At 45.1% G+C, this 16,606-nt stretch carries 17 protein-coding genes and 1 CRISPR repeat array; of the genes, 4 read left to right on the forward strand and 13 right to left on the reverse strand.

What is annotated here, in order from left to right; all coding sequences use genetic code 11:
* Positions 1–24 precede the first annotated feature (24 nt).
* From csy1 to cas6f, 4 genes are read left to right on the forward strand one after another with little or no spacing between them, the layout of a single operon-like run.
* The gene (csy1, locus tag KDJ85_RS00805) at positions 25–1,290 is read left to right on the forward strand and encodes a type I-F CRISPR-associated protein Csy1 (protein WP_225818025.1); all 1,266 of its coding nucleotides are present in this window, start codon (positions 25–27) and stop codon (positions 1,288–1,290) included.
* Complete coding sequence (gene csy2 / locus KDJ85_RS00810; protein WP_225818027.1) at positions 1,287–2,231, forward strand: type I-F CRISPR-associated protein Csy2; 945 nt, start codon at positions 1,287–1,289, stop codon at positions 2,229–2,231. The genes csy1 and csy2 overlap by 4 nt, the downstream gene beginning before the upstream one ends.
* A gap of 3 nt (positions 2,232–2,234) precedes the next feature.
* Positions 2,235–3,257 carry a type I-F CRISPR-associated protein Csy3 gene (gene csy3 / locus KDJ85_RS00815; RefSeq protein ID WP_225818029.1) on the forward strand — a complete coding sequence of 341 codons (1,023 nt, stop codon included), beginning with the start codon at positions 2,235–2,237 and terminating at the stop codon, positions 3,255–3,257.
* An 8-nt stretch (positions 3,258–3,265) separates the two neighbouring features.
* Positions 3,266–3,901 carry a type I-F CRISPR-associated endoribonuclease Cas6/Csy4 gene (gene cas6f / locus KDJ85_RS00820; RefSeq protein ID WP_225818030.1) on the forward strand — a complete coding sequence of 212 codons (636 nt, stop codon included), beginning with the start codon at positions 3,266–3,268 and terminating at the stop codon, positions 3,899–3,901.
* A 130-nt stretch (positions 3,902–4,031) separates the two neighbouring features.
* Positions 4,032–5,139: a CRISPR direct-repeat array (repeat unit 28 nt; unit sequence GTTCACTGCCGCATAGGCAGCTTAGAAA).
* Between the two features lie 434 nt (positions 5,140–5,573).
* Here the strand turns inward: cas6f and fliR are convergent.
* The 13 genes from fliR to fliF all read right to left on the reverse strand — a co-directional run bounded on the left by fliR (position 5,574) and on the right by fliF (position 16,518).
* Positions 5,574–6,353, reverse strand: a complete 780-nt coding sequence (gene fliR, locus KDJ85_RS00825; protein WP_225818033.1) for a flagellar biosynthetic protein FliR — start codon at positions 6,351–6,353, stop codon at positions 5,574–5,576.
* Positions 6,354–6,355: 2 nt separating this feature from the next.
* On the reverse strand, positions 6,356–6,625 hold the full coding sequence (gene fliQ / locus KDJ85_RS00830) for a flagellar biosynthesis protein FliQ (protein ID WP_206083863.1): 270 nt from the start codon (positions 6,623–6,625) through the stop codon (positions 6,356–6,358).
* 8 nt (positions 6,626–6,633) lie between these two features.
* Entirely contained in the window at positions 6,634–7,377 is a 744-nt protein-coding gene (gene fliP, locus KDJ85_RS00835) for a flagellar type III secretion system pore protein FliP (RefSeq protein WP_225818035.1), read from the reverse strand.
* A gap of 12 nt (positions 7,378–7,389) precedes the next feature.
* Positions 7,390–7,854, reverse strand: coding sequence for a flagellar biosynthetic protein FliO (gene fliO / locus KDJ85_RS00840; RefSeq protein ID WP_225818037.1), 465 nt, complete (start codon positions 7,852–7,854; stop codon positions 7,390–7,392).
* A 19-nt stretch (positions 7,855–7,873) separates the two neighbouring features.
* Entirely contained in the window at positions 7,874–8,290 is a 417-nt protein-coding gene (gene fliN, locus KDJ85_RS00845) for a flagellar motor switch protein FliN (RefSeq protein WP_004255621.1), read from the reverse strand.
* Entirely contained in the window at positions 8,283–9,290 is a 1,008-nt protein-coding gene (fliM, locus tag KDJ85_RS00850; RefSeq protein ID WP_206083866.1) for a flagellar motor switch protein FliM, read from the reverse strand. Before fliM ends, fliN begins: the two co-directional genes overlap by 8 nt.
* A 5-nt stretch (positions 9,291–9,295) precedes the next feature.
* Entirely contained in the window at positions 9,296–9,772 is a 477-nt protein-coding gene (fliL, locus tag KDJ85_RS00855) for a flagellar basal body-associated protein FliL (RefSeq protein WP_206083867.1), read from the reverse strand.
* A gap of 163 nt (positions 9,773–9,935) precedes the next feature.
* Positions 9,936–11,303: a flagellar hook-length control protein FliK gene (locus KDJ85_RS00860; RefSeq protein WP_225818039.1), complete on the reverse strand. Its 1,368-nt coding sequence runs from the start codon at positions 11,301–11,303 to the stop codon at positions 9,936–9,938.
* Complete coding sequence (gene fliJ, locus KDJ85_RS00865; protein ID WP_047756920.1) at positions 11,304–11,747, reverse strand: flagellar export protein FliJ; 444 nt, start codon at positions 11,745–11,747, stop codon at positions 11,304–11,306.
* Positions 11,748–11,758: 11 nt separating this feature from the next.
* Positions 11,759–13,123, reverse strand: coding sequence for a flagellar protein export ATPase FliI (fliI, locus tag KDJ85_RS00870; protein ID WP_225818040.1), 1,365 nt, complete (start codon positions 13,121–13,123; stop codon positions 11,759–11,761).
* Complete coding sequence (gene fliH / locus KDJ85_RS00875; RefSeq protein ID WP_206083870.1) at positions 13,120–13,851, reverse strand: flagellar assembly protein FliH; 732 nt, start codon at positions 13,849–13,851, stop codon at positions 13,120–13,122. The genes fliI and fliH overlap by 4 nt, the downstream gene beginning before the upstream one ends.
* A complete protein-coding gene (gene fliG / locus KDJ85_RS00880) occupies positions 13,844–14,836 on the reverse strand; it encodes a flagellar motor switch protein FliG (protein ID WP_206083871.1) in 993 nt (330 codons plus the stop codon). Before fliG ends, fliH begins: the two co-directional genes overlap by 8 nt.
* Complete coding sequence (gene fliF, locus KDJ85_RS00885; protein ID WP_225818042.1) at positions 14,836–16,518, reverse strand: flagellar basal-body MS-ring/collar protein FliF; 1,683 nt, start codon at positions 16,516–16,518, stop codon at positions 14,836–14,838. Before fliF ends, fliG begins: the two co-directional genes overlap by 1 nt.
* Positions 16,519–16,606: the final 88 nt, after the last annotated feature.

The following is a 16,606-nucleotide window of genomic DNA, read 5'->3' on the forward strand; positions in this document are numbered from 1 at the left end:
TTTAAGTCAAAAGGACTATTTATTATGTTAGATCCAGCAATAGAAGCCTTTTTTGCGGAGCGTAAAGAGGGTTGGCTTAAAAAAAACATCAAGGCATCGATGAATGACGGTGAATTGCAGCAGTTACAGCAGGAGTGTGATGCGGTTTTTTCGTTAGAGCAATGGCTACCCAATGCAGCGAAGAGGGCGGGGCAAATTTCGTTATCAACCCACCCTTGTACCTTTAGCCATCCAAGTTCAAGAAAGAACAAAAATGGCTATGTTTCAGCAATACTCGCCAATTGCATACAAGCCAATGATGGTTTTTTGCGCACAGGAAATGTGGTTGTTGAAACGGATGCATTGGGAAATGCTGCCGCACTCGATGTGTATAAATTTCTCACACTGGAACTACAAGATAATAAAACCGTACTTTCGCATATTGAGGATGAAACCCAGTTAGCAAAAGAATTGCTTAATCAGGGCGATGAAAGCTATCAGGTACTCAGAGACGGCTTTTTAGCGATGGTCGCAACAGATGAAACGGTCATTACCAGCTCAAAAATCAAACAAGTTTATTTCCCTGTTTGGATGGAAGATGCGCAATACCATTTATTATCCCCATTAACGCCTTCTGGACTCGTTTTCGAATTACGTAAACGCCTTGATACTATTCGCTTTTCTGAACAAACCAAAACATTGCGTGATTTAAAACGTAAAGGGGAATACAGCGAGATTGGCTATAAAGAAATTTATGGGCTGACCACAATAGGCTTTGGGGGCACTAAGCCGCAAAATATTTCGGTCTTAAATAACCAAAATGCAGGGAAAGCCCACTTATTGGCTTCAGTGCCACCGAAAATTGCGCAGCGACAACGCTATATGCCAACCTATGATTTCTTTACTAACAGCCTAAACCCTTGGCAGGTAAAAGAAACCTTGGAGGCATTTCATGGGTTAATTCGTCTACCAAAAGAGCAGCGAGGGAGCCGCTTTATTGAATTCAGAAATAGACGCATCCATGAGTATATGGACTACCTAATGTTAATGATGTGGGAAGTAAGACGCCAGTTTGAACAAACCAATACACCATTGCCCACTCAGCTACCAAAAGAGCAACAAATTTGGCTATTCCCCGACCAACCGCGCAATAATTCAGATGAATGGCTATCTGTGATTATCAGCCTAATCACTCAGCAGTTTATACGGCATTACAAAAAAGTTCTGGGGAAAAAAGCGATTAAGTTGGGGAGTGATGAATTTGCGGCCATTGAAGAGGTTATTGCACTGAATAAGGAGCTGTTACGATGAGCTCAACTTTTATACTTAAACTTCCTCATATCAACATTCAAAATGCCAATGCATTATCAAGTCCATATACCATTGGTTTTCCTGCAATGACCGCTTGGCTCGGGTTTATGCATGCCCTTGAGCGTAAACTACGGGAAATTGATGGTCTGAATATTATATTGGGTTCAATTGGGGTGATTAGTCATGAATGTGATTTACAAACCTATCGTGGGCCGAATGATTATGTAAGTTCAATTGTCGGGACGGGGAATCCATTAAACAATGATGGGACGCGTTCTGCATTTATCGAGGAAGCCCGTTGCCATTTAAACGTGTCATTACTGATTAAATATGGCATAGGGAATGAGGGCGAAGTACAAGCTCTTCCCGCCGATTCAACTATTTTGCAAACCATTTATGACTTGGTTTTGACGATGAAATTGGCAGGTGGTGACATCCTTTCCTTAGGGAAGCCGTCAACGCACATTTTGCGCCCAGATGATCCCGAAGGAAAATCAAAGCAAAGTTTGCTCAATAGTCTCATGCCAGGTTATGCCTTAATTGAACGGCGTGACTTAATGATTGAAGCCATGGAAGAAGGGCAAGACGCCATGGATGCCTTAATCGATTATGTTGCAGTTGAAAACCGATGTGTTGAAGCAATCAAGGAGGATGAGGCAAAAACGCATTTTGAATGGCGTAGTCAACGCAAAGCATCTGGTTGGATTGTGCCTATCGCAACGGGGTATCAGGGGATTTCCCCATTAGCCCAAGCGAAAAACCAGCGAGACGAAAAAACACCTCACCGATTTGCTGAAAGCATCGTGACGTTAGGTGAGTTTATTTTGGTAAACCGCGCTAACCAAATTGATGAAATTTTGTGGGAATACGTTTATGACGAATCCCATGACCTTTATTTATGCCAACAAGTGGTATCTAAATTTATTTCGAGTGGAGAATAGGTAATGGCGAAGAATAATGATGTTGCATCTGTTTTAGCATTTGAAAAAAAACTGGTTCCGTCGGATGGATACTTTTATGGAACACGTTGGGATGATAAATCGCAATTTGCGCCATTATCATTACAAGAAAAATCCGTTCGTGGCACGATTTCAAACCGTTTAAAAGGTGCGGTAAAAAACGACCCGTTGAAATTAAATGCAGAAGTTGAAAAAGCTAATTTACAAACGGTGGATGCATGTGCACTCGGTACTGACCAAGACACCTTAATGCACCAATTTACCTTAAAAGTATTGGGAGGCGTTGAAACACCATCGGCTTGTAATAATGCGCTTTTTAAGCAGAGTTACAGCAAAGCAGCGACTGGCTATATTGAAAATGAAGGGTTTAAAGAGTTGGGGTACCGCTATGCGCACAATATTGCCAATGGGCGTTTTTTATGGCGTAACCGTGTGGGCGCAGAAAACATCGAAGTTATCGTAAAAGCATTAAATGCAGGTAATGAAGAACAGTGGGTCTTTGATGCGACACAACACAGTATTCATAATTTCGATAAACGCGATGAAAATATTAATAAGTTGGGTGAACGAATTTCAGCGGCCTTATCGGGTAAAAACCCAGCACTATTACTGGAAATAACCACATTTGTTCAACTCGGCAAAGCCCAAGAAGTTTATCCAAGCGAAGAGCTGGTGATGGATAAAGGTAAAGGGGATAAAAGTAAAATCCTTTACCACGTCAATGAGCATGCAGCTATGCACTCACAAAAAATTGGTAATGCACTGCGCTCTATCGACACTTGGTACCCCGCTTACGGTAGCGAAAGTGGCGCTGGGGCGATTGCTATCGAGCCTTACGGCGCGGTGACCAACCTAGGTACAGCTTATCGAACACCAAAAGATAACCAGGATTTTTATACCCATTTTGATAAATGGGCACGAGGCGAAAAATTGGTTCGTGTTGAAGACGAACATTATGTGATGGCGGTGTTGGTTCGTGGTGGTGTCTTTGGTGAAAGCGATAAATAAGGTGGCTTATGAATTATTATCAGGACGTCACCTTATTGCCTGACTCGACGGTTCCTTTGGATTTCCTGTGGCAAAAGGTTTACCAGCAAATCCACATTGCGCTGGTGGATAACCAATCAAAACAAGGGGAAAGTGGCATTGCAGTTGCGTTTCCCGAATATGGTTGTGTAGGTTTTCGTTTAGGTAAGAAAATCCGTTTGCATGCTAGTGGACAAAGTGAGCTTGAGCAACTGGATTTACCAAAATGGTTAGCGAGGCTGGCAGATTATGTGCATATCAAGTCAATATTGCAGGTTCCCGAGCAATCTGTACCGGTGAGTTATATTCGGCGTCATGTAAAAGGAAAAAACCGAATAGAGGCGGATATGCAGAAAAAAGCGCAGCTATGGTCGGCGAAGACAGGGCAATCGTTGGATACCTGTTTAGAGGCGTTATCCAAAAGCAAGCCTAAGGCCAACAATCGCTTACCCTTTATTTGGGTTGAAAGTTTACACACCAAGCAAACTGAGGGTGGCGGGCGACCTTTTCCGTTGTTTATTGAAAGGCTGGAGTCAGCACAAGAGCAAAAAGGGCCATTTAATTGTTACGGTTTAAGCCAAGTGACGAATGGCTTAAATTTGGTTGCAACGGTTCCTCATTTTTGACCTTTATTTTTTGCTCTTTAAAAATAGATTTTAAAATCAATAAGCTATAAAACGGATAAAATAAAAGGGTATTTTTTAATAAATACCCTTAACGCATTGTTATCACATGTTTTTTGCTTTAAAGTTTATAGTTCACTGCCGCATAGGCAGCTTAGAAACTGCCATGGTGCTCAATAATCTGAGCGTGGTCGTTCACTGCCGCATAGGCAGCTTAGAAAAACTTCTGGCATCTCGCCCCTAAACACCTAATGTTCACTGCCGCATAGGCAGCTTAGAAAAACTTTTACATTATCATCAGGATCATAAGGGTGTTCACTGCCGCATAGGCAGCTTAGAAAAAAAGTTGATAACGTATCATGAACGCCAAAAAGTTCACTGCCGCATAGGCAGCTTAGAAAACAGCTTGATGAAAGGGCATTTGTGCTGCGTTGTTCACTGCCGCATAGGCAGCTTAGAAATCATCACTGAAATGCCAATCTCTAAAGCAGATGTTCACTGCCGCATAGGCAGCTTAGAAAGACACGCATTTGCTCCAGGAGCACGCTAAGTTGTTCACTGCCGCATAGGCAGCTTAGAAAGTCAACGAGCTGCTTATCAAGCATGAAAGACTGTTCACTGCCGCATAGGCAGCTTAGAAAGTCAATCATGCGATGAATGACGCGATATCTCGGTTCACTGCCGCATAGGCAGCTTAGAAAAGTTTGTTTGCCAGTTGGACAAACCCTTTTCCGTTCACTGCCGCATAGGCAGCTTAGAAAATCTCTATCTCCTATCTATTAATCAACTCACCGTTCACTGCCGCATAGGCAGCTTAGAAACATCAGCAATAGGCTGAGGCACAGGCAAATCAGTTCACTGCCGCATAGGCAGCTTAGAAAACGGTCAGAGCAAAATTATTATTCGAGATATGGTTCACTGCCGTACAGGCAGCTTAGAAATTTGCAGCGCAGGAACTCGACGAAAGAAATTAGTTCACTGCCGCATAGGCAGCTTAGAAAGCACATGCCAGAGAAATCCCCTTACGAAATTAGTTCACTGCCGTATAGGCAGCTTAGAAAAGATTGAATAATCGCTATTGCTTTTAAACAATGTTCACTGCCGTATAGGCAGTTTAGAAAACGGCTACGCAAGCCGATTATGAGTGATGGTTGTTCACTGCCGCATAGGCAGCTTAGAAATGTTTAATCAGGATGAAGTGGACGACTATAAAGTTCACTGCCGTACAGGTAGCTTAGAAAATAAGTAAGCCCTTCGATGTAACTGACAGACTGTTCACTGCCATACAGGCAGCCTAGTGCTACGGCTTAGAAGGCCGTTGTTCACACTTCAATTTATCCATCATTGTTCGCTGAACAATAATTAAATCCATCTATTAATAATTGATATTTATTTAAGCGAATTTCTTCAATAGGTTAGTGATGCGTTTAATGCGAAATATATCTTGCTACTATCACTCGATAGCTTAGAAATGAAACAAGATACGGGTATTTATCACTGCCATGTAGGCAGTTTCGGACATAGTAGTAAACCTGAAAAAAGAGACGGGTTTTAACTGCTTTAATGAGGGGAATTATATGGAAATCATCATCAATTTTTCTTGGGTTACATTAATTATCAGATTCACAAAGTGGTACTGATAATAAACTAATGCTGATTGACTGAGTATCGATACTCAAACAAACAAATTAAACATCAGTGAAAGCTGCTCGAACGCTTGGTGGATAAGGCGTTCGGTATAGCGAGGGAGGATGGAAATAATCAGCCCTAGCATACTGATACCGATGGTCAGGGTGAGTGGGAAACCAACCACGAAAACAGACAGTTGTGGGGTCATGCGGTTGAGAATGCCCAGTGCAAGGTTGAGAATTAAAAACAGTGTAATAAAAGGTAGGGCTAGCATTAAGCCATTAATAAATATGGTGTTGGCGAATTGAGCGAATACCCAAAAACCATCGCGGTTTAGAGGGTTGGTTTGAATGGGGAGCAATTCGAATGAATTCACCACAATATAAATTAGCCATAAATGGCCATCAAAGGCGAGAAACAACAAAATAGTAATTACGTTGAAAATACGCCCTAAAATTGGCATGTTTGGGCCGCCAGTTGGGTCAAAAAAGGTGGCGAACGACAATCCCATTTGCAAACCAATCACTTCCCCTGCATGACGAACTGCAGCAAACGCCATCTGCATGGTTAATCCCATTGCGATGCCAATCACCATTTGTTGCACTATCACCCATAAGCCCATCGCCGAAAATAATGGAATATTTACGACGGGAAGTTGCGGCGAAACAATCAAGACAACAAAAAAGGCAAGGGCGACACGAACCTTGGTAATGGCTTGTTTTTCATTGAAAAAAGGCGCTGTACCCAGCAGCGCTAAGAGGCGTATAAATGGGTAAAAACCTTGGCTAAGCCAGAGGGTCAGGGTTTCGCTGGTAATGGTTAACATTGTTAGCCAATGATGAAGGGTAAATTACTGAGTAAAGTGCGCATGTAATCAATCAGTAGATTGAGCATCCACGGGCCAGCAATAATGATCACCGAAATCACGGATAAAATTTTGGGGATAAAAGATAAGGTCATCTCATTAACTTGGGTGGCAGCTTGTAATAAGCTGATAATCAAACCTGCCGCGAGGGCGGCAAGTAATAACGGTGCTGCTAGCATTAGTGCGATTTTCATCGCTTCTGTTCCCATCGCCATTACGGATTCAGGTGTCATAATTGCTCCTAATTAAAAAAGCTTTGCGATAATGAGCCAAGCAATAATTGCCAGCCATCGACGAGAACAAATAACATCAGCTTAAATGGCAATGAAACTGTTGCTGGGGGAACCATCATCATCCCCAATGCCATCAGGACGCTGGCGACCACTAAGTCTATGATCAAAAACGGAATAAAAATCGTAAAGCCTATCTGAAAGGCGGTTTTTAGTTCACTGGTAATAAACGCAGGGACTAAAATACGCAGCGGTACATCTTTGGCTTCTTGGATATCGCCTACCTTGGCGATACGTGCAAATAACGCAAGGTCAGATTCGCGCGTTTGCCCTAGCATAAAAGTACGTAACGGTGCCGTACCTTTTTCCAGTGCTGTTTCAAGGCTGATTTTGTCTTCGCTAAAAGGCTGGTAAGCTTCACGATAGACTTGGTCTGCAACAGGGGACATCACGAAAAAAGTCAGGAACAGCGCTAAGCCAAGTAGCACTTGGTTAGGTGGGGCAGATGGCGTCCCTAACGCGTTTCGTAGCAAGCCCAGCACGATAATGATGCGTGTAAAACTGGTCATCATTAACAGTAGCGCGGGGATAAACCCTAATAACGTTAAAAACAGCAAGGTTTGGACGGGTAACGACCAAGTTTGTCCGCCATCAGCTAAACTGTGGCTGATGACCGCAGGTAACGCTGCAAAAGCGGAATGGGGTAAAGCAAACAGAAGCGCAGCAACAAACAACGCGTTTTTTACAGGTGACATGCGAGCTTCCGATTACTTATACAAAGGAGTCACTGACGCTGCAAGGTTCGCAGCATCTTGTTTTTTCTTGAAAACAGATTGAAACGTCAGTGGTTCATTTATTGAAACGGGTAAATGCTCAGTTTTTACAGGGTATTGATGTAGCACATTGATGTTTTGCGCCGTCACCCCAAGAACCAAACATTCATTATTCACTTCGACCACGACAACCCGTTCTTTATTGCCTAATGAGCAACTGCTTTTGACTTTTATCAGCGAGTCTTTGCCAAATTTTTTCGGGGCGAATCCCAGTTTTTTAACCAACCAAGCACCAGCGAGGATCAGCAAAATAATGCCACCAAGTGAGCCTGAAATTTGCACCAAACTATCATTTTGGTTAATGGCTGGTGCATTCGGCTCACTGAGCGAAATCGTATTGGATAAAAATGGTGCCGTTTGCGCTGGCGTCACTGGTTCGATTTGCGAAAACATTGTCATTGGCAATTGCCCTTGTATTTTAACGACTCAAGCGGCGCATACGTTCTGAAGGCGTAATGATGTCAGTAATACGAATACCGTAATTATCTGAAACCACAACAACTTCACCCTGCGCAATTAAATAGCCGTTGATTAAAATATCCAGAGGTTCGCCCGCTAAACCATCTAAAGATACCACAGAGCCTTGGGATAAACTCAGCAGCTTTTTAATGGTCATTTTGGTGCGACCTAGCTCAACCGACAAGCGAACGGGAATGTCCATAATCATGTCGATATCGGAGAGCTGATTTAATGGGTTTTGCCCATCAAAGTTATCAAAAGCCTGTGCACCAGCAGAGGCGGATTCCGCTTTTTTTTGCTGTTCTAACGCTTCAGCCCACAGGTCTTCACTGTCGTGATTGGTTGATGCATCAGGAGAGTTCTTCGCCTCACTCATTGGTACTTTCCTCATCTAGAGTGTTTAAAACAGGGTTAATCAAATGTTCTACACGCAACGCATATTGGCCATTTTGGGTGCCGTATTGACTGGTCAACACAGGTACGCCATCGACATTCACCATTAGGCGGTCTGGCTTCTCAATGGGGATAACATCCCCTTTTTGCAGTTGCAGTAAGCGAGAAATTCGCATTGGAATGTCAACAAAGTTGGCAACCAACTCAAGTTCAGAACGTTTAACTTGGGTCACAAGGTTAGAGACCCACGCTTCATTTTCCTGATGCCCTTGCTCCACGGGTGGGTTGATTAAACGCTCACGCAATGGCTCAATCATGGCAATAGGGATACAAATGCTGAATTCACCCACCGTGTTGCCAATCTCAACTAAAAACGGTGTAGTCACGACAATGTCGTTTGGTGAAGTGGTGATATTGGTAAATTTAACTTGCACCTCAGAACGTACATATTCCACTTCGATATCAGCAATGGGTTTCCATGCATCACGATATGCGCCCAATGCTAATTTCAACATGCGGTTAATAATACGTTGTTCCGTATTGGTAAACTCTTTACCTTCTTGGCGAACAGGGAAACGACCATCGCCACCAAATAGGTTATCCACTGCGATATACACTAACGCAGGTTCGAAGGTAAATAGAGCCGTGCCTCGCAAAGGCGGCATATGAATGAGATTTAAGTTTGTTGGCACGGGCAAGTTGCGAGCAAACTCATGATAAGGCTCGATTTTAATGCCGCCAACGGTGATGTCTGGGCTGCGGCGCAACATGTTAAACAGCCCCATGCGGAACTGACGGGCGAAACGCTCATTAATGATTTCAAGGGATTGCATTCGCTCACGAATAACCCGACGCTGGGTATTCGGGTCATAAGGGCGAACATGGTCTTTCCCTTGCATTTCAGGTGCAGGCGTATTGCTTGATGGCGCATCATCATTAAGAAGCGCATCAATTTCAGCCTGAGATAAAATATTATCGCTCATGAATATTACCGCAGAATAAAAGTCGTAAATAACACATCTGAAATATCCTGATCGGTATCACCAGGGATCAGGGTTGGGGTGAGCGTTTGCTTAATTTCTTTCATTAGCTGCAACTTACCATCATGATTTTCAATGTTTTTGGCTTTTTGCTCAGATAAAAGTAGCAGTAAGCGACTGCGAACTTCAGGAAGGTATTCATGAAGTTGCTTGCGAGATTTTTCATTCGCAAGGCGCAATGTTACGTGGATATAAAGCACGCGGTCAGGGCCGTCAACACCCGCTAAGTTCACCGTAAAGGGCTCTAATTCCATAAAGATTGGCTGCGGCATGTTCGGGCGCTTTTCGTCCTCACTTGCCGTTTGAGTGTCTTGCTGTGTCGTCCACCAGGTGTACCCACCAAAACCAGCACCCGCGAGGGCAACAAGGGCGAACAGAATGAGTAACCCTTTATTCGAACGTTTAGATTCTTTGCGTGACGACATGTTAGCTGAATTCCTGTTTCTTGGATGCTAAACCCAAATGGGTTTTTTCTTTATGATCTCTAGCATTATGGCTTGCTTGCTGAGAGTTAAAGGAGTGAAAAACGAAACAAAAAGGCGGTAACTCGGCGCTTTAGTTGTGAAATCACCGCATTTTGTTTATTAATTATGCAAAGGTACTGATACCACCTTGGCGCACGTGGGTGGTTTTAGCCGAAACAGTGGCATTGGCTTCACTGATGCCAACCACACCAGCCGACGGATGTGTTGCTTGAATCTGTCCATCACGATGCTGTTGTGAGCCTTGTTGCGAACTATCGGATTGGTGGTTTAAGTTCTCCTGCCCAACAGAACCTTGTGCCAGATGAATGCCACTTTCTTGTAGCGCACTGCGTAGCACTGGCATCATCGATTCCATCGCTGCGCGAACATGGCTATGAGGCGACACAAAATGCATCACCGCTTGGTTATCTTCGATGCGCAAATGCACATTGAGTGAACCTAATTCTTCAGGGTGTAAACGAATTTGTGCTTGGGAAACCCCTTGGCGTGAGAAAAACAGCATGTGCTGGCTTAACTGCTGTTGCCATGCTTCACTGCCTAGTTGACTGGTTAAATGCAGGGTTGGCGCTGCTGTTGGCGCATTCATCGCCGCTGCTTGAACCGTTGAGGTCGTTGGCATCATACTGATTGGCTGCGTATTGGTGTGCTGCGAGGCGCTGGCGGTAAATGCCCCCGTGTCCGTTTGCAAGGTAAACGCGCCTTTTGCTGTTTGGCTTAACGTTTCGCTCGTCACTGTTTGCATGTTAGCAAGGGGGTCTTTGTCGCTAACTTTTTTGTTCAACGGCATAAAGTCTTGAGTTAGGTTTTTCCCACGGGCATCACGAGGGTTATCAAGTGCAAAAAGCGGTTGATCGCGGCGCTCTTCTTTTTCGTTCTTAATCACGGTGCCTAAAGCTGGGGCTTCGTCTTCACCCGCTAATTGCAATTGCGACCCTTCAAGGTGCTTGCCATCATCAGGTAACACATCATGAGTACCTTGGTTAAGCTGCTGCATGCGCTGGGTAAATGCCCCAAGCGTGGAGTGGGTTTCTGGCGTCGTTAAAGGTTTCCCTGTTAATTGCATTTGATTGCTTAACGATTGCTTTAAGTTATTAAGCCAAGATTGCTCATTGGCCTCTTTACCCGTTAATAAATCGGCATTCAACGCGGTCTGTACGCTATCTGGACGCAAGTTACGGCTAAAATTCAGCTGTTCGATGGTGTTTTCTGCACTTTTTTGCACGGCCCTGGCGGGCTCAGCGGCTTTTTCATTCGCACTGGCCAGTTTATTATCAACAATCTCTTTGTTGACAGATTTTTCGTCGATAGGCGGGGTAACCGTGCTTTCTTTAGGGGCAGGCTGTTGGTTATCCAACACCGCTTGGAAAGGCAGGGCGGGTGCTTGGTTTTCATCAATGCGTGATTCATTTTGCTGCGCGTTATTGTTTTTAGCTGGCGCAAGTGCTGGTACGCTATTGGCGTTGATGTCCATCTATTGTGGTCTCCGTAAAGTCGCGCGTTGAGCAAATTCATCCATTTGTTTTTGCTCTAAGCGATTTTGACGTTGGTATTCAGTTTGTTCAGCGCGTTGAATTAAGGTATCGAATGCATTGACGCGTTGCTGTTTTTCTTGCCAATGGCGGTTGGCATCATTAACGCGTTGTTCCCATACATTAAGTTGCTGCTGTTGCTGTTCGATGGTCAGCTCTAAAGTGACCAAAAACTGTTGGTAATTCTGCCATTTGTCTGATGCCATCCCGCTGTGTAGCGTTTGGTTTAGCTTTTGCCGATATTCAGACTGGTAGTTTTCCAACATATGTAGTTGTTGCGCCATTTGCGTGTGGGTTTGGCGCACTTGAGCTAACACTTTTGCGGCCTCTTCAGAAGCTTCCTCAGCTAAGCTGAGTAAAGTTGTCAACGCATTGTTTTTGGCCATTTATCCTCTCATTACTCGTTGGGAACAACTTGCATCAGCTGTTCGCAAGCGGTTTGATAGTCACAACGCTCATCAATATCTTGCTGTAAAAACTTCGACATCCGTGGGTAATACTGAATAGCGGTATCCAACATGGGGTCACTCCCCATAGCATATGCCCCCACATTGATTAAATCGCGGTTGCGTTGATAGCTAGACGTTAACTGTTTAAATCGCTGAATTTTCCGATAATGTTCTTTGGGAATTAATTCAGTCATTGCACGGCTAATAGAGGCTTCAATATCAATAGCAGGGTAATGCCCAGATTCGGCTAAAGAGCGAGAAAGCACGATGTGACCATCAAGGATCGCGCGGGCAGAGTCTGCAATGGGGTCTTGTTGGTCATCCCCTTCAGTCAAGACGGTGTAAAATGCGGTGATTGAACCACCATTTTTACCGTTACCCGCACGTTCAACTAGCGCAGGCAGTTTAGCGAAAACAGACGGTGGATAGCCTTTTGTCGCAGGTGGTTCGCCCACAGCAAGGGCAATCTCACGTTGTGCCATACTGTAGCGGGTAAGTGAGTCCATAATCAGCAATACGCTAAGGCCTTGGTCACGAAAATATTCGGCAATGCGCGTAGCATAAGAAGCACCTTGCATACGCAAAAGTGGCGAAACATCCGCAGGTGCAGCAACCACAACGGCACGTTTTAAGCCTTCTGCCCCTAAAATATTTTCGATAAAGTCTTTAACTTCACGTCCCCGTTCACCAATTAAACCAACGACGATAATATCGGCTTGAGTAAACCGCGCCATCATACCAAGTAGTACACTTTTACCGACACCTGACCCAGCAAACAAGCCCATACGCTGCCCGCGCCCAACGGTGAGTAAGGCATTGATTGCGCGAACGCCCACATCTAGCACACTGCTAATCGGCGTGCGTTCTAATGGGTTGATGGGGGGCGTGATGAGTGGTGCTCGGGTTTTCACTTCTAAAGGCCCCTTACCATCAAGGGGAGTGCCTTGAGCATCCAATACACGGCCTAACAGCTCATTACCAATCGGCAGTAAGCGGCTGGTTTGCCCATCTTCACCTGTTGATTGTGCATATACACGGGCACCAGGGGCTATTCCTTCAAGGTCAGCGAGCGGCATCAGTAGCATGCGAGGGCCATTAAAACCAACCACTTCGCAAACCACCTCATCCGTGCCACCATTGATGGCGCGTTCAATAAAGCAGGTGGCACCAAGTGGCATTTTTATGCCTTCGGCTTCCATCACCAATCCCGTTATTTTGGTTAAACGGCCATAACGGCGCACCATTGGGATCCCTTTCATCCGCGATTCTAAATCGTCAAGCGAGGCAATCCAGCGTCCCAAACGTGCGGTCATGAAAGGCTCTCCGGTGCATATAAACGGCATAACTCTTGCCAACGGGTTGCGACGGTCATATCGATTTCACCATCTTCGGCGACAACACGACAGCCACCTAAGTGCAATTTCGGATCTGCCACTAAGCGCCAACCGTGCAGGTTTAATAATGAGCCAAGATGCTGTTCGATAAGCTCGAAGTGATTCGGGTTGACGTGCAGCTCAGGTTGACCTGCAAAAATTGGTTTTTGTTGTAGCAAGTGACTGATTTCTTCAAGCAGGGCAGTACCATCGCAAACGGTGGATTGCCCCAGCACTTGTTTCGCTGCGGTTAAGGCAATTTGCAATAATTTGGTTGTCACCACTGTATCGAAGGTATCGAGGGAGTAATTAAACTCCGACAATAATTTCTGCCAGGTTTCAATAACGGGTTGCTGTAAAGCAAGTGCTTGCTCACGCCCTTGCTCTTCCCCAGCCCGTAAACCTTGTTCAAAACCTGCTTGGTAGCCTTCTTTTTGGCCTTTTTCATAGCCTTGTTGAAACCCAGTGCGTTGAGCGTCTTCTTTAATGTTATCCAGCAGATTAATCTGCTCTAACACCTCCTTGGGCTCAAGGCAGGGCACTTTGGGTGTGTCAGGCTCAGGGACATCACTTAATGATGGGATAGCGGATGCGTTCAGCTCCCATTGATTAAGTTCGCGTAATTTCCAAGGCTGCCATTGGTCATGGGTCGGTTTTGTTTTAGACATACACGTCGTCTCCACCACCGATGGCGATTTCGCCTTTCTCGACTAAGCGGCGAACAATAAGCAGGATAGCTTTTTGCTCGTTTTCCACTTGGGACATACGTACAGGTGAGCGAGATTCCAAATCGTCGCGCACAATTTCTGCTGCACGCGCTGCCATATTGTTGAGGAAGTGGTCGCGCAGAGCTTGGTTGCTGCCTTTGAGGGCAATAACCAGCGAGTCGGTAGACACTTCTTGCAAAATACGTTGAATGCTGCGGTTGTCCACTTCGATAAGGTTTTCGAACAGGAACATTTCATCAATGATACGTTGTGCCAGTTCGCCATCGTAATCACGCATTGCATCGATAACGCTTTCTTCTTGCTGGCTCTTCATCAGGTTGATAATTTCGGCAGCCGTTCTTATGCCGCCCATTTTGCTGCGTTTGAGGTTTTGGCCATCCAGCAAATTGTTTAACACTTCGGTCAGCTCTGCAAGTGCTGCAGGTTGTACGCCCCCGAAAGTCGCGATACGTAGCATAATATCGTTGCGTTGGCGTTCTTCGAACAACTCCAAAACATCGGCAGCCAGGTTGCGTTTTAAGTGAACCAAAATGGTGGCGATAATCTGTGGATGTTCATCACGGATAATATCGGCAACGGTTTGTGGCTCCATATAGTTGAGGCTTTCGATACCAGAGGTGGTTTCTTGTTTTTCAAAGATATCCTCAAGCAGGCTGGCCGCACGCTCTTCACCTAGCGCCTTGATAAGGACAGAGCGCAGGTAGTCATTGGTGTTAATGTTCAACGCCGCAAACTGGATTGCAGACTCCTCAAACTCGGTGAGGACTTCCGCCAGTTCGTTATTGGAGATCTGGCGCATGTTAGACACCGCCATACTCAGCTGCTGAACTTCTTTTGGATTCAGGTGTTTAAATACTTCTGCAGCCTGATCTTCGCCGAGTGTCATTAACATCACGGCGCTTTTTTCTGTTCCACTTAAACTCATTACGCTTTTCCTAACCACTGACGGATAACCATTGCCACGATTTGTGGGTCTTTTTCGGCCATTTCGCGAATACGTTGACTTTGGATTTCAGCGCTAACACGTTGGCGAGTGAGACGGCGGCGTGTTTGCTCATCCATGTCTTCGTTAATTTCTTCGTCTACCACAAGTGGTGTTTTCATCTGCGTTGCGACAAACATTTCGGCATCAGTTTGAGCTTGTTGCGTTTTACGGTATTTAACCCATTGTGGTTTGATACCAAAACGCCACATAAACCAAGCAATTAGGGCAATGAGCAGAATTTTGCCGTAATCCAGTAACTGGGCGATAAATTGCGGGCTTTCCAGTAACGACGGTTCAACTTCAACTGGCGTGTCATTCGTAAATAACGAGTTGGTGATGTTTAACGAGTCGCCACGTGCAGTGGAGTAGCCCATTGCTTCACGAGTTAATGCTTCAATTTGCTGCATCATTTCAGGCGGCAATGGCTTCATTTCTGCGCCATTTTCACCTTCTTGTGAATGGTAATTGACGATAACTGCGACCGAGAGCCTATCGACTACGCCAATTTGCCGTTGGGTATGACTAATTTTGCGATCCACCTCGTAATTAGTCGTTTCATCGCTTTGCGAGTTCGTTGTGTTATTACGGTTACTGGTAGTTTGCTGTGCGTCTTTATTGTCTTTGTTTGTTTCAATTGGTGCAGTTGGTGCACTAACGGGTTGGTTTGATAACGCGCCAGGTACGCCACCTGTTCCGCCATTGTTATTTTGCATACTTTGGCTGTTTTGGCGGGAACGGATAGCGGCGCTGTCTGCTGCTTGGTTTGGTTTATATTCTTCTGAGGTTTGTTCTACCTTGGAAAAATCCATTTGTGCGGTGACTTGTGCATGAATATTTGCACGACCCACTAATGGAGAAAGAATATCTTCAATGCGCTGTTTAAGATGGGATTCCATCTCTTTGGTCATTTTAATTTGCGCACTGTTAGCGGATTGCTGGCTGTTATCGTTATTGGTGAGTAAGCGACCCGCTTGGTCAACAATAATGACATTCGTTGCTGTTAGCCCAGTGACACTGCTCGACACCATATGGACGATAGCGCTAATTTGCCCTTCATCAAGCATTCGACCAGGCAATAAACCTACGGTGACTGAGGCGGTAGGCAATTTTTGCTCACGCACAAACAAGGTGGGTTTAGGGATGGCTAAATGCACCCGTGCACTTTGGACAGGGCTGAGTGACTCAATTGTGCGCGATAACTCACCTTCCAGCGCACGCTGGTAGTTAATTTGTTCGCTAAACTGGCTAATACCAAACTGTTCTTTATCCAACAGTTCGAAACCTGTGTTCCCCCCTTTGGGCAAGCCTGATTGGGCCAGCTTTAATCGTAACTCATGCACTTTATCTGCAGGTACTAAAATGGCGCTACCATTATCGGCGATTTGATAAGGGACGTTCATCTGCGTTAGCTGACCAACAATGTCGCCACCATCCTTAGCACTTAAGTTGCTAAGCAGGACACGGTAGTCGGGGCTACGTAACCAGAGCAGGAGGGCAACGATAATTGCGATGGCAGCAGCGGCTGCAATCATTAGCGGTATTTTAGGATCGGCTTTAATGCGGTCAACCATTGAGGCAAACCCTTTTTTAGCCTCTCCTGTGTCTTTAGATGCGGCACTCATAAATATTCCCTGCTTGGCAGACTACTAGACGGATGAAAATACTTTTGGTGAAACAATGTTATTTCCCTCTTCGTAACGTCACTTTTTC

The sequence above is a fragment of the Providencia vermicola genome (assembly GCF_020381325.1).
GTDB lineage: Bacteria > Pseudomonadota > Gammaproteobacteria > Enterobacterales > Enterobacteriaceae > Providencia > Providencia vermicola.

What these genes read in the sequence shown, in the direction of transcription:
- csy1 (WP_225818025.1), top strand. Translation starts at nt 25, where the DNA reads ATGTTAGATCCAGCAATAGAAGCCTTTTTTGCGGAGCGTAAAGAGGGT.
- csy2 (WP_225818027.1), top strand. Translation starts at nt 1,287, where the DNA reads ATGAGCTCAACTTTTATACTTAAACTTCCTCATATCAACATTCAAAAT.
- csy3 (WP_225818029.1), top strand. Translation starts at nt 2,235, where the DNA reads ATGGCGAAGAATAATGATGTTGCATCTGTTTTAGCATTTGAAAAAAAA.
- cas6f (WP_225818030.1), top strand. Translation starts at nt 3,266, where the DNA reads ATGAATTATTATCAGGACGTCACCTTATTGCCTGACTCGACGGTTCCT.
- fliR (WP_225818033.1), bottom strand. Translation starts at nt 6,353, where the DNA reads ATGTTAACCATTACCAGCGAAACCCTGACCCTCTGGCTTAGCCAAGGT.
- fliQ (WP_206083863.1), bottom strand. Translation starts at nt 6,625, where the DNA reads ATGACACCTGAATCCGTAATGGCGATGGGAACAGAAGCGATGAAAATC.
- fliP (WP_225818035.1), bottom strand. Translation starts at nt 7,377, where the DNA reads ATGTCACCTGTAAAAAACGCGTTGTTTGTTGCTGCGCTTCTGTTTGCT.
- fliO (WP_225818037.1), bottom strand. Translation starts at nt 7,854, where the DNA reads ATGACAATGTTTTCGCAAATCGAACCAGTGACGCCAGCGCAAACGGCA.
- fliN (WP_004255621.1), bottom strand. Translation starts at nt 8,290, where the DNA reads ATGAGTGAGGCGAAGAACTCTCCTGATGCATCAACCAATCACGACAGT.
- fliM (WP_206083866.1), bottom strand. Translation starts at nt 9,290, where the DNA reads ATGAGCGATAATATTTTATCTCAGGCTGAAATTGATGCGCTTCTTAAT.
- fliL (WP_206083867.1), bottom strand. Translation starts at nt 9,772, where the DNA reads ATGTCGTCACGCAAAGAATCTAAACGTTCGAATAAAGGGTTACTCATT.
- KDJ85_RS00860 (WP_225818039.1), bottom strand. Translation starts at nt 11,303, where the DNA reads ATGGACATCAACGCCAATAGCGTACCAGCACTTGCGCCAGCTAAAAAC.
- fliJ (WP_047756920.1), bottom strand. Translation starts at nt 11,747, where the DNA reads ATGGCCAAAAACAATGCGTTGACAACTTTACTCAGCTTAGCTGAGGAA.
- fliI (WP_225818040.1), bottom strand. Translation starts at nt 13,123, where the DNA reads ATGACCGCACGTTTGGGACGCTGGATTGCCTCGCTTGACGATTTAGAA.
- fliH (WP_206083870.1), bottom strand. Translation starts at nt 13,851, where the DNA reads ATGTCTAAAACAAAACCGACCCATGACCAATGGCAGCCTTGGAAATTA.
- fliG (WP_206083871.1), bottom strand. Translation starts at nt 14,836, where the DNA reads ATGAGTTTAAGTGGAACAGAAAAAAGCGCCGTGATGTTAATGACACTC.
- fliF (WP_225818042.1), bottom strand. Translation starts at nt 16,518, where the DNA reads ATGAGTGCCGCATCTAAAGACACAGGAGAGGCTAAAAAAGGGTTTGCC.